This window comes from Beggiatoa alba B18LD (assembly GCF_000245015.1).
In the GTDB taxonomy this organism is placed as follows: domain Bacteria; phylum Pseudomonadota; class Gammaproteobacteria; order Beggiatoales; family Beggiatoaceae; genus Beggiatoa; species Beggiatoa alba.
In genome coordinates this window covers 1,532,232-1,548,249 of the sequence record NZ_JH600070.1, presented here as the reverse complement: position 1 = coordinate 1,548,249, position 16,018 = coordinate 1,532,232, and the positions used below count along the sequence as shown (strand labels likewise).

Genomic DNA, 16,018 nt, shown 5'->3' with positions numbered 1-16,018 from the left:
ATTTCAAATCGGTTCTATATTGGGTTACACATTACTTGAAAAGTTATCAGATAGTGTTTATACACAAATTTATCGAGGATATCGTAATAGTGATCAATTACCTATTATTTGCAAAGTGTTAAGTAATCCTCATCCATCACCGAAAGAAATTGCGCAATTTCAACGCGAGTATTATTTAACCCGTCGCTTAAACAGTCATGCGGGGTTTATCCGTGCCTATGATTTGCTTGCCTATAAAAATACATGGGTCATGGTACTTGAAGATATTGGCGGTAAAGCCCTGAGCGAGCTTTTAAAGATTTATAAAAATGATATTCATCAATTTTTACGATTTGCCATTCGTCTCACCGAAATTGTAGGAGAATTGCATCAATGTAATATTATTCATAAAGATATTAACCCTTCTAATATTATTATTAATGAAAAAACAGGACAAATACAATTAATTGATTTTGAAATTGCGACAGAATTATCACGCGAAACGCAAGAGATTTGCAGTTTAGATACCCTAGAAGGCAACTTATGCTACATATCCCCTGAACAAACAGGGCGGATGAATCGTAGCGTTGATTATCGAACCGATTTATATTCTCTAGGCATTACATGGTATGAAGTCTTAACAGGACGGTTGCCCTTTGAAGCCCATGACGCAATGGAATGGGTGCATTGTCACATCGCCAAAATTCCCCCCGCGCCCATCGATATTAATCCTAATATTCCCTATGTCTTATCAGCGATTATCATGCGGTTATTGGAAAAAACGGCTGAAAATCGTTATCAAAGTACATACGGTTTACAAGTAGATTTACACAAATGTCTCGTCCAGCAAGAAGAAACGGGGCATATAGAAAATTTTCCCCTTGCCAGTAAAGATGCCTCCAGCTATTTCCAAATCACCGAAAAACTATACGGACGTGAGATGGAAATTGATGTATTGCTGGATAGTTTTGACCGTGTCAGTCAGGGGGGAGCAGAATTAATGCTGGTTGCAGGCTATTCAGGGATAGGGAAGTCCGCATTAGTACACGAGGTACATAAACCCTTTGTAAAAAAACGCGGGTATTTTGTCAGTGGGAAATTTGACCAATTTAAACGCAATATTCCCTATGATTCTATTTTCCAAGCCTTTCGCGGTTTAGTGCGCCAATTATTAACTGAAAGCGACAATCAGTTAATCCTGTGGCGCGAAAAATTAAGCAGTTATTTAGGTCCTAATGGACAAGTTCTTATCGATGTCGTCCCTGAAATTGAGCAAATCATTGGCACGCAACCGCCCGTCCCTGAATTATCCCCCAGTGCGACCCGTAACCGTTTTAATCTCGTTTTACTCAATTTCATCAGTGCTTTTTCAGCAACTCAGCCCCTCGTTATTTTCCTAGACGACTTACAGTGGGCGGATACGGCAACCCTGCAATTATTAGAATTATTAATGGGCGATGAAAAACAGCATCATCTTTTTATTATTGGTGCATATCGTGACAATGAAGTTGATGAATTTCATCCCTTAATGCTTACGCTCAAAAACATTGAGCAGTTAGGCATACAAGTCAATACCATTACCCTTAAACCGCTTGCTTTACCGCATGTGATGCAGTTAATTGCCGATAGTTTGAAATCAACCCCGATAGAAGTTATTCCTGTCGCTCAATTATGCTGGGAAAAAACCTTAGGCAATCCATTCTTTTTAAATCAATTGCTCCATATGTTTCATCATTCAGGAGCAATCTTTTTCGATAAAGTCAATGGAACATGGCAATGGCATTTAGAGCAAATGCAACAAGCCACTATTAGCGATAATGTCATTGATTTAATGGTGAAAAAAATCAAACAACAACCGCCTGAAAGTCAAGTTGTTTTAGAGCTTGCAGCGTGTATTGGTAATCAATTTGATTTAAAAACCCTCTCTATCGTTTATCAAAAATCGTTGACAGAAACAGCAGAAGCATTATGGCAAGCTTTGCGAGAAGAATTAATTTTGCCATTAGGCAATATTTATAAATTTGTTAATAAAATCAGTGATTATAATAATATTGTTACAAAAGAATTAGATTCTGTAGAAATTGATAATCAAATCGGCGCATTAATTCCGCTTTACCGTTTCATCCATGACCGTGTACAACAAGCCGCTTATTCACTTATCGATGAAACGCAAAAAAACGCCACACATCTACAAGTTGGACGATTATTGCTAGAAAACAGCTCAACCGTTGAATTAGAAGAACGCTTATTTGATATTGTCAACCATTTAAACCGCGCTGAAAAACTGATTGAACAAGCCAACGAGCGCAAACGTCTCGCCGAATTAAATTTAATGGCGGGAAAAACCGCAAAAAGCTCCGCAGCTTACGAGCCTGCACTGTCCTACTTACAACATGGCTTATCTTTGCTACCCGCAGATACGTGGACAACAGATTACCCCCTCAGCCTGAATTTATATGTAGAAGCCACTGAAGCCGCTTTTTTAAATGGCGATTATGAACAAATGAATCAGTGGGCAGCATTGGTTTTACAACATTCCCATGATTTATTAGATAAAGTTAGAATTTACGAAATTCAAATTCAGGCATTTATGGCGCAAAATCAGCCATTAAAAGCCATTGAATTGGCATTAGATGTTTTACGTCTGCTAGGTGTTTTCTTTCCTAAAAAAACCAGTATGTTGCATATATTGCGAGATATTTACCGTGCACGCTTTATCTTATTGGGTAAAAATATCGAGCAACTACGTCATTTACCCATCACGACCAAACCGCACGACTTAGCCGTTATGCGGATTATGAATCGTATCTATTCCGCCGCTTATATCGCAGATACGAAACAAATGATTTTAACGTCGATTAAATTGATGAGTTTTTCGGTACAACGGGGAAATAGTCCTATTTCAGCGTTTGCCTACGCGAGTTATGGTCTGATTTTATGCGGCGTTATTGGAGACATCAGCACGGGGCATCGTTTTGGCAAACTCGCGTTACAAGTTTTAGAAGATTTTAACGCCAACGAGTTAAAATGCCGAACCTATTTCATGGTTTACAATTTCGTCTGGCACTGGGAGGCTGCATTAGAAGAAACCTTAGCCCCGCTATTAGAAGCCTATCAAGTCGGTGTCGATACAGGCGAATTAGAATTCGCAGGCTATTCGATTTTCATGTATTGCAATTACAGCTTTTTTGCAGGACACACGCTCGAAGAATTGACGCAAGAAACTGCAAAATATGTCATGGCAATCGACCAAATCCAGCAACAAACACCTTTATATTACAATCAGATTGTTCTACAAACGATTTTAAATTTACGGGGTGCTAATGAACAACAACCGTGGTTATTAGTCGGTGAAGCCTACGACGAAACCAAAATGCTACCGATTCATACCCATGCAAATGACATTACTGCATTAGCATTTTTATACGTACATAAAATTATGTTGTGCTACTGGTTTGAACGGTATGACCTTGTTGTTAACTATGCAGAACAAGTCAACCCGATGGGGATTGCCTCCATGTTTCATAGCACTGTTTTCCACTTTTACAGTGCCTTAGCTCGCCTCGCCTTAATGCAAACAGGCGATAAAAAAGCCCAACAACAATATGCCCGTGCATTACGCGAAAATGTGAGAAATATTAAAACATGGGCAAAACATGCTCCCATGAATAACGCCCACCGTTACGCCCTGATTCAAGCAGAACAAGCGCGTTTAGATAAAAATATTCCTAAAACAATTCAATACTATAAGCAGGCAATGACCTTGGCGAAGAAAAATCATTTTCGTCACGAAGAAGGCTTAATTTGTGAACGCTATGCCCATTTTTGGCAACAACAAGCGGATAGCAATATCAGTGCGACTTATATCAAAGAAGCCTTTTACCTCTATCAACTTTGGGGAGCTACCGCAAAACTAGAAGTATTAAAGCTCCGCTACCCAGAACTAAGCTTAGGAATAGCCGCGAAATCGCTGACGATTTCACAACGCACTCGGACGATTAACACCAGCAATAATAATACTCGTCGCGGTTCTGCATCAGATAGCCTTGATTTAAGTACAATTATCAAAGCCTCGCGCAGTTTATCGGAAGAAATACAATTAGCCCGCTTACTTAAAAAATTAATCAGCATCGTCATGGAAAATGCGGGGGCGCAACATGGGATGCTCTTACTCGAGAAAAATAACCAGTGGTATATCGAAGCGCATAGTAACACGCAAAATTTAGTCATCATGCCTTCGCACCCTGTCAAAAAGACTTCAGAACAAGAAATTTCTGTGTTACCTGTGCCTTTAATTCAACAGGTTATTTATACCCGTCAACCTAAAATTATTGATAATGCACAAGAAGATAATTTATATAACACGGATCGTTATATACAAGCTCAACAAGTTAAATCAATTCTTTGTAGCCCTGTGATTCATCAGGGAAAACTGATTGCTATTATTTATTTAGAAAATAATCTCAGTAATGCTGTTTTTACGGCTGACCGTTTAGAACTCGTACAACTTATTGCAAGTCAACTGGCTATTTCTATAGAGAATGCACGGCTATATGCCAATTTAGAGGAAAAAGTCGAACAGCGGACAGAAAAACTTGCTCAAGCTAATCAATCTATTCAAGAATTAAATCAACGTTTAGAAGAGGAAAATCAAAAACTAGCCGTTGCTCGACAAGTGGCCTTACAAGCAACCGAATCCAAATCTGCATTTTTAGCAAATATGAGCCATGAAATTCGTACTCCCATGAATGCAATTGTCGGAATTACCAATATTTTAGATGAAACACCGCTGAATGAAGAACAAAAAGAATATTTAAATATCATTCGTACCAGTAGCAATACCTTACTGACCTTAATTAATGACATTTTAGATTTTTCAAAAATTGAAGCAAATAAATTAATTTTAGAAAAACGTGAGTTTGATTTACGTGTTTGCGTTGAAGATGCCCTGAATTTAATCAGTAGCCGAGTTGCAGAAAAACAACTTAACATTGTCTATCGGATGGATGCCAACGTAGCACAAAGCATCATTGGCGACAGCATTCGTTTAAAACAGATTTTGATTAACCTTCTCGGTAATGCGGTCAAATTTACCGAACAAGGGGAAATACAACTATATATACAAGCTAAAACTGAAGATAATCAACAACAAATTCAATTCACTGTTAAAGATACAGGCATCGGCATTGCCCCAAACCATCTGGGACATCTATTCCAATCCTTCACCCAAGCCGATGCATCAACAACGCGCAAATACGGCGGTACAGGACTAGGACTTGCGATAAGCAAACGTCTATGTGAACTTATGCAAGGACAAATCTGGGTTGAAAGCGAGTTAGGAATTGGCTCAGCATTTCATTTTACGATTCAAGCAACGATAGCACAAAATCAGCCACAACAAGTTTTATACGATAAACATCCCCGTTTACAAGGTAAAACAGTTTTACTCACCCACTTACTGCCCAGCAATCAAGTCTTACTACAAGAACAAAGCCAATGCTGGGGAATGCATGTGATTACTGACGTTACCACAGCACTACAAACTCCCATCGATTTAGCCCTGATAGACATTACACTGGGCGATATTCCTGAAGCCGTATTGAAACTAACCTGCCCTGTGATTGCGCTCACCAATTTATATGTAAAAACCCAACGTCAATCATTAGCCTTTGCCTGCTTAACGAAACCAATCCGTCCTAGACGTTTACTAGATGTTTACTTACAAGCCTTAGAAGCTGTCTCACCAACCCCCATGAATCAAACACAACCTGTTGCTATTCCTGAACCTGTCACCCTGCCAACGCCTGCCGTTACCAATATTAGCTCTTTAAACATTCTGCTAGTAGATGACAATGCCGTTAATCGCAAAGTTGGATTACTACAACTTAAAAAACTGGGTTATCAAGCAGATACCGCAACAGATGGCTTAGATGCATTAACCGTATTACGTGCAAAAAACTACGACATTGTACTGATGGACATGCAAATGCCAAAAATGGATGGGTTAGAAGCAACACGCATTATTATTGAAACGTGGCAAGAATCAGAGCGACCTTGGATTATTGCCATGACAGCCAATGCCATGAAAGAAGACCGTGAAAAATGTTTCGCTGCGGGTATGCAAGACTACATCACAAAACCTGTACTCGCGGCTGACTTACAACTTGCGATAGAACGAGCCAAAGAAGCACGCCAACAATTAATGATGAATGCCTCTTAATTTTTTCATAAAAAAACATGAAGATAAAAAACGAAACCCCAACAAATCAACTTTGTTGGGGTTCTGTGCGCTAAAACTTCTTAATGCATCAATCAGCCTGCTTATTCTAAATTAGCAACACCTTCAGGCTTCAAGGTTATCTTGGTGTATTTGCACAAATCCAGTTTTTGCCACGCAATCTTATTGCCATTCGCATCTTTAATACCTAAATCCCACAGACAACGATCATCATCATGATCAAAAATGATGCTTGCTGTTGCCCCTTCCGCTAAGGTGTCCTGCCCCAAAATATCAGGTCCCCATTCCGTGGTTTCACTAGCAGCTAAGTACAGTTCATCAATCACCACGCCTGCATCATTGGTAATAGTGTAATCATCTTCAGCAGCGGCAAATTGCGCAAAGAATACAATGGGTAATGCACAAAGTAATGCAAACAAGTTTTGGGTACGCATTTTGTTGATCATCCAAGATAACAAATATAATAACTTCATGGCGTTATTAACAAGCCTGTGTGATAAATAATAGTGTTCACACAGGCATCATCATAAGACGAATGCTATTTTTCAGATATGCGTGTAACGCTGTATTGCTTTTTTTTAATCTAAATTCGATAAAATGAACACTTTTATTTTCAATATATCATGCAAACAACACCGAATTAACAAGGTTTCGAGCAACTTTACGCCTATTAAAAACCTCAAATGAGCTACCTTTTAAAACATTTTGATAAGTCATTATTACGTTTTGAAATGACGATAGACCCCATACAAGGTTTATCAGTCACGATTCAAGATGACTATCCAGAACATAAACAATTCTTACCACTTGATTTAGAAGCGAGTACAACAGGGATATTACAATGGTTAAAACGGCGAGTGATTCCCAAAAATCGCGCGTTTGTGCAACAGTTTCTCAGTAAACAAGGGCTAAGTATTCAAGATACCAAAGGAATTATTGATATTTGCAAAGGTTTATCACTTAATGACTGTTACTCAGTTGTTGATGATGACTTTAAAAAGACTTTTAACGAATACAACCTATATGAGCATAACTTTAGCCAAATTCTTGCCTTAATTGCTTATACAGGCTATGGAGAGAGTGTGCGCAAGGGGTTTGTATCCAGCCCCGAACTAACAACAGACGGCATGTTAGCAAAATGCTGGCGACGCACTAAGGGCAAAATTGTTTTATATAAAGCAGGTTCTACAGGCGCGGCGAATACAGGTAATGAACCCTATTCAGAATATTATGCTGCACAAATTGCACAAACGATGGGATTAGACGCGGTTACTTATAGTTTAAGTTGTTGGAAAGAAAAACTTTGTTCAACCTGTCAACTCTTCACCGATAAAGCACAAGGGTACATCTCTACAGGACGACTCATCACAACAGGCGGATGGGCTGCTGTCTTCGCTTATTACGAACAATTAGGCGCAAATTACTATGATTCCTTACTAGATATGCTGATATTTGATGCCATCATTTGTAATGAAGATAGGCATTTCGGCAATTTTGGTTTGTTAATAGATAATCAAACAAATCAAGTTATTAAACCCGCACCTATTTTTGATAATGGCTTATCACTCTTCAATTACGCAATGGATGACGACTTAGATAATATAGAAACCTACGCAAAAACCCGTTTAATGGCAACTGGACAAAACTTTATAACTTTTGCACAAGCCATTATAACGAAGCAACAAAAAAAGAAATTACGCACACTGATTAACTTCAAATTTAAAAAACATAGTCGTTATAACTTATCGAGTAAACGATTGCGAATTTTAGAGAACTTTATTCAACAACGGGTAAAAATGCTTTTAACATTATAAGTATCATTAAAATAATTGGTCGTGCTAAACACAGGGATATGTCTATGCGCAAAATCCCATAAATTCGGCGTTGAGTATGGGCAAATATCACCGATTGTTTATTACTGCCACACAATTTGTGGATAAAAGCCTAAATTTAACAAGCTGTGTTATACTTTACTGTTTCAGCAATACCAATCAGTCGAGCATACTGAGGATAGTCTAAGTGAGTGATGATATAAACAACGTCAATGTAGTTTCTGAAAAACTACTTATTACCCCTGACGCGCTCAAACAAAAATTACCTTGTACTGCAAAAAGCACAGAAACAGTACGCACAGGGCGCAAAACCTTACAAGCCATTTTAGATCGACAAGACCATCGAATTATGGTCGTCACAGGGCCTTGTTCTATTCATGATATGAAATCGGCGAAAGAATACGCCGAGCGGTTGAAAAAACTGCATGATGAATTACAAGATTCGTTGTTTATTGTCATGCGTGTTTATTTTGAGAAACCAAGAACAACCGTCGGTTGGAAAGGGTTTATTAATGACCCTCGCTTAGATGATTCTTTCCATATTGAGGAAGGTTTAGCCAAAGCGCGTGAATTATTATTGTGGGTTGCTGAATTAGGTCTGCCAGCAGGTACAGAGGCATTAGACCCAATTACACCGCAATATTTATCCGATTTATTCTCTTGGTCTGCGATTGGTGCAAGAACCACAGAATCACAAACACACCGCGAATTAGCCAGCGGTTTATCCATGCCTGTTGGTTTTAAAAATGGTACTGATGGTAATTTAGACGTTGCGATTAATGCCTTACATTCTGCTTCTGCCCCCCATCATTTTTTAGGCATAGACCAAAAAGGGCAAGCAGCCGTCATTAAAACCCGTGGTAATAAATACGGTCATGTGATTTTGCGCGGTGGCAAACAGGTCAATTATGATTCTGTGAATATTGCTTTATGCGAGCAAGGTTTAGTCAAAGCGAAATTACCCCCGAATATTGTTGTTGATTGCAGTCATGGCAATTCTAATAAAAAACCTGAGTTACAGCCATTAGTGGCTGAAAACATTACCAATCAAATTATTGAGGGTAATCAGTCTATTGTTGGGATTATGCTGGAAAGCCATTTACATGCAGGCAATCAAGCGATTGCGAAAGATTTGGCACAATTGAAATATGGGGTTTCTGTAACTGATGCATGTATCGATTGGGAAACCACAGAAAAATTGTTGCGGAATATGAATCAAAAACTACAAGGCGTTTTAGCGAAGCGTTTAAAAGCGGAAACAGTAACTTGTTAGTTTAGTGTGGTTCTAGGACTGGCAGTCCTTCAAGGACTGCCAGTCCTTTCTTTTGTACCTTAAAGTTTTTCCGCTAATGCGGTTTGTTGCGCATCCAGTAAGGCTTTAATGCCTTCATTGCCTAAGGCTAATAACGTTTGTAATTCTTCCGCTCTAAACGCATGACCTTCCGCAGTACCTTGAATTTCAATATAAGCCCCTGCATCGTTCATCACAATATTCATATCTGTTTCTGCTTCTGAATCTTCCAGATATTCCAAATCTAAAATTGGCACACCCTTATAAATCCCGACAGAAACCGCAGCGACTGCGCCATGAATAGGATTCTTTTTTAACGTGCCTTTTTCTCTCAAAGTATTAATGGCATCGACTAAAGCAATATAACTGCCTGTAATTGCGGCTGTACGTGTTCCGCCATCGGCTTGAATCACATCACAATCTAAGGTAATTGTGCGCTCGCCTAGCGCATGTAAATCGACAACAGCACGTAAAGCACGACCGATTAAGCGTTGAATTTCTTGCGTCCGTCCGCCTTGTTTACCCGAACTCGCTTCGCGTTGCATCCGTTGATGCGTAGAACGGGGCAACATCCCATATTCTGCCGTAACCCATCCCTTGCCTTGGTCTTTTAAAAAACGCGGGGTACGTTCTTCTACGCTGGCGTTACAAATCACTTTTGTATGACCAAATTCAATTAAAACAGAGCCTTCAGGATGTTTAATGTAACGGCGAGTAATTTTAATCGGGCGCAATTGCTGCGGAGTTCTACCACTGGGGCGCATTATGTTTCCTTAATTTAATAATGGGTTATAGCGTTTAATTATCAGCAAATTGTGGAATATGCCAATAAAGAAATTATCTATTTTAACGTGAATGAATCGATGTAGAAATGCAATATACAAGTAAGCAATGTATGCTGAAATAGCTCTCTTTTTCAATTAAGGATGATTTCTTGCTCATGCGTAAATTATTAGGTGTATTCTTGGCGTTAGGCTTGGCAATACTCGCATATATAGTAGCAATTCAGTTTTTTACAGAAGAACAAGCACGTTTATTTGCAGTGCTGACACTTTTGTTGACGTTATGGACAAATGAGGCGTTGCCGTTGGGCGTTGTTTCTTTATTTCCAATCATTTTGTTTCCCATGCTGGGTATTTTGGATACGAATCAAACCAGTGCAAATTATTCCAATTCGATTATTTTTCTCTTTATTGGGGGTTTTTTACTCGCAATTGCAACGGAAAAAACGGAATTACATAAAATCATTGCGTATAAAGTCGTGAAAAGTTTTCCAGCAACGCCACGCGGACTGCTCGCTTCTCTGACGATGACGACGGCTTTACTCAGTATGATTCTATCTAATACAACAGCCACTTTATTATTATTACCGATTGCGGTATTTGTTACACAAAATCGTTTATTACAATCGCGCCTTGCCTTAGCCATTGCTTTCGGTTCAAGTATTGGTGGCATTGCGACACCCATCGGAACACCGCCAAATTTAATCTTATTAGGTTTTTTAGAATCTAATCATTTACCGATGATTTCATTTGTACAATGGATGGTACTCACCTTGCCCTTGGTCATTTTTATGTTGCTAGGTATGATTGCGATATTATCTATTGGATTGAAAAAAGAGGAAAATCTTACTATTGAATGGGCGCAACAACAACGTTTAACCATCGCACAATGGCGGTTACTAGGCGTATTAGTTGCGACTGTTGCGTTACTCCTGCTGAATTCCCCCATACAGCCTTATTACAATGGGTTAGGCTTGAATGAAAAAGGAATTTTATTATCTGCTGGCTTATTAACCTTTTTGCCTGTTCTTGGAGTGTTGACATGGGAAGATACAAAAAAGTTACCGTTTGAAGTCGTTTTTTTATTCGGTGCAGGATTTGCAATTGCAGAAGCCTTTCATCAAACAGGCTTTTCTAACCAAATTGCACAATTTTTAACGCATATCATCGCTTTTCCGCACAGTTTAATTATTCTAAGCATGGCATTACTCACGGTTTTTTTTACAACCACAATCACCAGCAACACCGCATTATCAGCCATGATGCTACCGTTAATTTATACTTTCACCACGAAGACGGGATTAAATAGCGATTTATTTCTATTAATTACGACTGTTTGTGCCAGTTTTGCCTTTATTCTGCCCATATCTACCCCGCCGAACGCTATTGCATTTGCTGGGGGTTATGTGACCGTTAAACAAATGCTTGGTTTTGGCAGTTTATTAACCTTATTAGGGGTTTTAATTGTCTTTTTAGTCGCAGAATTTTACTGGGGTTGGATGTTTGCGTTTTTAGCAGATTGAGGGATTAAATTCAGTACTGGCAGTCCTTAAAGGACTGCCAATTCTTAAGATTAACGTTGAATATTCCGCTGTCTATAATTATACGTCACCAGCGTTTTACCTTTGGCAGGAATTTCTACATCAAACGTAATCTCCTGATTATGTTTACGTTCATACGGATGCGAATTTGCCAACATTTCCCATTCTTGAGGCATCGGTTCACGCAAAGTTAAGCGGGCAGGTTGCGCTTTGAAATTTTCAATTTCCACTTGCATATCCGTGTCTAAATCATGCAAAACCACTTGATTATGGTCGTTGCGCTTCTCATTAGTAATCACTTCCTTCATTTTCTTTTGCGTCACGACCACATCACGACTTTGCCCTGTGGTTAAACGCAGAATTTGCCCGACAGGGGTAAAATCGGCATTATCTTCCCCTAAAAATATCGTGCTGTTATGTCCATCATCGCTAAAAACGCGGGCTTTACCATCCCATAATGCATGTTTGCCTAAGCCTTTGTCCGCTGTGTTACTGAGTTCGTAATGCACAGGAATGCCGACATTATCGCCGACCTCTTTGGGATTCCATGGTAAAACATTGGCATCAAAAGTAAAACGCTTTTGAATTGGTAAAGCAGGCGCGTCAAAAAATTGAATTCGCTTGGTTTCCCCCGTTTGGACACTACTTTCAAACGCCGTGCCGTAATCTAATAGAAAACGGGTTGTTTGCAGGTTTTCCCCTGAAAAATTACGCAAAACGAGGAAAGAAGCTAAATTTAACGCAGTTTCTTCTTTATTGACAACGGCTTGATAAGTGACAAGTCGGTCGATATAGTTCAACAAATAGTTAATTCGCACCCGTACCTGTTGCCCTGCGGGGCTGGCAATTTCCCACACTAAAGCAGGTTCGCTCGGTGGATAACTGACACTTAATACTTTAACCGCTTGCGGGGCATCTAACACGGTTAAACGGATAGAATCGGGCTGAATTTCCACGCCTTTCCACGAAAAATCTACTTGATTTGTACCCGCTTGTAGGGTTAATACCCGTTCCTCCGCTAATAGTGTCGCGTAAGGATTATCTAAACGTACAACAGTTGCCTCACGTTCAGGCAAAGCAACTAATTTAATCCGCGCCCAAGCTGTCGGTGCGCTGGCTAAACCGAGCAATAATAAAGTCATGCCGATTTTTTTTGAAACTCTCATACAATTATCCTTTTTACATTAGCGCACTTGACGACGTTCCCCTTCGCGCAAGCTCAGGGTATAAGTGAGGACTTTTTCCGTATTTGCGGGCAGGGTTAAACGATACTTAAATGTATCCACGTCGAATTTTTCATAACTGCTGGCGATGTCCGCAGGGTTCTCAATCGTCCAATAAGCGTGCTCAACGTGGCGGAAAATTTCAATATCGACGGGTAAAGTGCGATTATTTTGCAATTTAATCTGCCACGTTTGCAGTTGGTCATACCCTGACACATTACCTTTACGGTCAAACATATAATTTGCGGTGTGATATTCCATTAACACAGGCTCGACCTTCACTTCACGCGCCGCCCCAAGATTTAACTCAACCTCTTGATTAACAGGAATGTACTGGCTAGTCGTTGCGCCAACATAACTGAGCTGTTGCTGTTCAACTAATTGTTGATAAACAATAAATTGTCCGTCAGGCAAGGGCACATCACCCAATTTATGTGCGGTATCATTTTTGAAAAACAGGAAAGATTGCGTATTTGTACCATATCGATGTTCGTCATACCGATACAACGGTTTAACAGGAATATCAGCGACATCTAAAGACAATAAACGCTTGCCCCAACCAGTATTAATGGTTTCTGTCCCCTCAATGGTGTACAAAAAATATTCAGATAAACCTTCCTTAATAATTTCCTTCGGTGCAACCATTTCAGCAGCAACCATTGCCGAACGGGTTGCTTTACGCACAGGCGCAACTTCATCCTGCATCATCGCATTACCTGCTGCTAACATCGGCGCGGGGGCTGGTGGTGAGAGAGGATAAGGAGAACCATACGGCGGATTACGGCGGGCTAATTCGGCAACGGCTTCTTGTAAATTAATCTGTCCGACAATCACCCGTGTTTGCGCGTTGGCGTAATCCTCGCCACTTTGATTATCCACCCGCACATAATTTTCTAAGCGCATGGTTTTTTCATCAGGTGCGAGGGTTGCCATATAAAATGCCCGCCAAGCAATGCCTGATGTGAAAAAGCTAATTTCGACAGGGACTTCGCCCGCAATCAGTGATTCAATTGTCCAAACGGCAGACCCTGAAACATTAGGCGGATAACTGACTTCTAACAGTCGGACTTTGCCTTGATGTTGTGGAGCGTCTAAATAAACCGACGTTGGGTCTATTAACGTATTTGCCCAACTAAACTCTAATTTATTAACCCCTTGTCTTAAGGTTAATGTCCGTTGCTCACGAACAAGGGTTAAATCTTCGTTATTATAAATAGTTAGCTGAGTTTTATCCCGATTCGGCAACGTGACTAAATCAATTTTTGCCTGAGCATTAACGGATAAAAGCGCGGTAACAATGGCGGTGCATAACGCTTTACGCATGTTATCTCCTCTAAAAGATGCCTGTCATACTGACAGATGAATTTGTTGACTAACTATAGTCATTAAAAGAAAGGCTTGCTATAAGGGGAAAGCAACAGAGGATGTAAAAAAACAAGTTCGACGAGATTCAAAGGCTAAAACAGAGGCTTGCTGTATTTTCAGGTATAAAATAGCTGAAGCTATTTTAATTTAACGCGAGTACGGCGAAAAATGACTTAAATAAAAAGAGGTTGAGAAGGATTTAACAAATTAAAGTGCTCATCAAGTTTAGGATGAATACGAGACATCAAAGAAGGCTTATGGAGCTTCCAAGTGTAAGCAATAAGCCCCGCAACGACATTGACCATAAACCCTAAAACACTGCGATGGCGCGTATGTTCAATCTGAGTGAATGATTTAAGTTGACCGATGACGGTTTCTATTAAGGAACGTTTTTTTAGCATTATCGTATCAAATTCACTGAGCGGCTCTTTTTTCATGTTTTTACGGACACCCGTGATTAATTCAATGCCTTGCGTTTTCAAAGTAGCCTTTAATGCCTTAGAAATATAGCCCTTGTCACCATATAACTTACCTTGAATAAATTGCGTCATCGCCCTTAAGCCCTTGCGGTCATCAAAATTCGCAGCGGTGAGAAAAAAGGAGGTTAATTCCCCTGTATCATCAATGACTAAATGCAATTTAAAGCCAAAATACCCCCCAATAGAGTTCTTCCCCCGCTGTGCAAGGTTTGCAAAGGTTTTATGTTGTGAAATTCGCCGATTGTGGCAAACCTTTAACGGGGTTGAGTCAATGAAGGCAATCCCGCGAGAGTTTACCCGCCGACTGTGCAAGTAGGCACTGAGCGGTATCATCACTGACTGGGATAACTCAACAAACCGTTGATAACTGACCCGACCAGTAAGGTCATCACTTCCGACGGGGACATTGTCCCATCTCGCTGACTTTTCTTGGGATTTCCTTCTTCTAACAATATTTGTTCCCATAAAGGCATAAACCATTTACAAAAGTCGTCGATTGAGCAGAACAGGGTTGTTATCATATCCATGGTTGTACCTTTGGAAAGTGGGGGTGGGCGTTTAGTGATGTTCCATTATTCCTACTTTTCCTTTAGGTACAACTTTTTATTTCTTCCATTCCGCTTTTATTCTGCTTTTATCATTAATCCTCTGTTTTATATCTATTATCTCGCCGTACTCGCGTTATGGTTACTTTATTCGCCTTAGTTTTTGGTTTGAGGGTTTTAAATCCTGTGAATTCTGATTCAGACAAAAAAAGACCTGCTAGGTTTTCAAAACCTAGCAGGTCTTATTTATCGCTTAAGACAAACTTGCGTATTTCTTCGCTTCGATTTGAATTAACACATCGGCTAAAAACTGATATGCCTCTGCCCATCCTTCCAGCACTTCAGGCGTTGCGGCACTGCCGACGACATCTTGAATTGCCTGCAATATTGCATTACCCACTAATGGATAATGTTCTGCTTTCACCTGTGTAGCAACGTGTTTGTTTGTAATTTCTTCAATCGCGGCTGTTAAAACATCTAACTTATCAATATTATTACAGTAAGCGAGAATGGCTTGCGCGAGGATAGCGGGCTGTGTTTTAGGCGCGTTGGCAAATAATTTTTTCAACTCAGGATGTTGCATAAATAATATATCATACATGCGTTGGGCAATTTCTATCCCTTTTTCCTCAATAATAGGCGTTGTGGCTTTGACGATGTTTTTTGCTTTTTCAGATAACATATAATTAAGTTCCTTAAAGTTAAGACACATGCAAATCATCTTCAAATTTTAATTTCATGTT

9 protein-coding genes and 1 pseudogene are annotated in these 16,018 nt (G+C 39.7%); 4 read left to right on the top strand and 6 right to left on the bottom strand.

The window, feature by feature from the left end:
- Nucleotides 1-19 precede the first annotated feature (19 nt).
- Nucleotides 20-6,199 carry an AAA family ATPase gene (locus tag BEGALDRAFT_RS06255; protein WP_002684860.1) on the top strand — a complete coding sequence of 2,060 codons (6,180 nt, stop codon included), beginning with the start codon at nucleotides 20-22 and terminating at the stop codon, nucleotides 6,197-6,199.
- Nucleotides 6,200-6,300: 101 nt separating this feature from the next.
- Here BEGALDRAFT_RS06255 and BEGALDRAFT_RS06250 read toward each other — a convergent pair whose 3' ends face one another.
- Nucleotides 6,301-6,651: a hypothetical protein gene (locus BEGALDRAFT_RS06250; protein ID WP_002684859.1), complete on the bottom strand. Its 351-nt coding sequence runs from the start codon at nucleotides 6,649-6,651 to the stop codon at nucleotides 6,301-6,303.
- A 249-nt stretch (nucleotides 6,652-6,900) separates the two neighbouring features.
- On the opposite strand from BEGALDRAFT_RS06250, the gene BEGALDRAFT_RS06245 reads away from it, so the two are divergent.
- Nucleotides 6,901-8,031 carry a HipA domain-containing protein gene (locus tag BEGALDRAFT_RS06245; RefSeq protein WP_002684858.1) on the top strand — a complete coding sequence of 377 codons (1,131 nt, stop codon included), beginning with the start codon at nucleotides 6,901-6,903 and terminating at the stop codon, nucleotides 8,029-8,031.
- A 205-nt stretch (nucleotides 8,032-8,236) separates the two neighbouring features.
- The gene (locus tag BEGALDRAFT_RS06240; RefSeq protein ID WP_002684857.1) at nucleotides 8,237-9,322 is read left to right on the top strand and encodes a 3-deoxy-7-phosphoheptulonate synthase; all 1,086 of its coding nucleotides are present in this window, start codon (nucleotides 8,237-8,239) and stop codon (nucleotides 9,320-9,322) included.
- Nucleotides 9,323-9,381: 59 nt separating this feature from the next.
- Here BEGALDRAFT_RS06240 and rph read toward each other — a convergent pair whose 3' ends face one another.
- The gene (rph, locus tag BEGALDRAFT_RS06235) at nucleotides 9,382-10,104 is read right to left on the bottom strand and encodes a ribonuclease PH (RefSeq protein ID WP_002684855.1); all 723 of its coding nucleotides are present in this window, start codon (nucleotides 10,102-10,104) and stop codon (nucleotides 9,382-9,384) included.
- A gap of 176 nt (nucleotides 10,105-10,280) precedes the next feature.
- Here rph and BEGALDRAFT_RS06230 point away from each other — a divergent pair, with 176 nt between their 5' ends.
- Entirely contained in the window at nucleotides 10,281-11,645 is a 1,365-nt protein-coding gene (locus BEGALDRAFT_RS06230) for an SLC13 family permease (protein WP_002684848.1), read from the top strand.
- 50 nt (nucleotides 11,646-11,695) lie between these two features.
- On the opposite strand, the gene BEGALDRAFT_RS06225 is transcribed toward BEGALDRAFT_RS06230, so the two are convergent.
- From BEGALDRAFT_RS06225 to BEGALDRAFT_RS06210, 4 genes and pseudogenes are all read right to left on the bottom strand, one after another.
- Nucleotides 11,696-12,829, bottom strand: a complete 1,134-nt coding sequence (locus BEGALDRAFT_RS06225; RefSeq protein WP_002684847.1) for a hypothetical protein — start codon at nucleotides 12,827-12,829, stop codon at nucleotides 11,696-11,698.
- An 18-nt stretch (nucleotides 12,830-12,847) separates the two neighbouring features.
- Nucleotides 12,848-14,209, bottom strand: a complete 1,362-nt coding sequence (locus tag BEGALDRAFT_RS06220) for a DUF4139 domain-containing protein (RefSeq protein WP_002684844.1) — start codon at nucleotides 14,207-14,209, stop codon at nucleotides 12,848-12,850.
- A gap of 215 nt (nucleotides 14,210-14,424) precedes the next feature.
- Nucleotides 14,425-15,257: pseudogene (locus BEGALDRAFT_RS06215) on the bottom strand (IS982 family transposase).
- Between the two features lie 271 nt (nucleotides 15,258-15,528).
- Complete coding sequence (locus BEGALDRAFT_RS06210; protein WP_002684843.1) at nucleotides 15,529-15,957, bottom strand: globin domain-containing protein; 429 nt, start codon at nucleotides 15,955-15,957, stop codon at nucleotides 15,529-15,531.
- Nucleotides 15,958-16,018 lie beyond the last annotated feature (61 nt).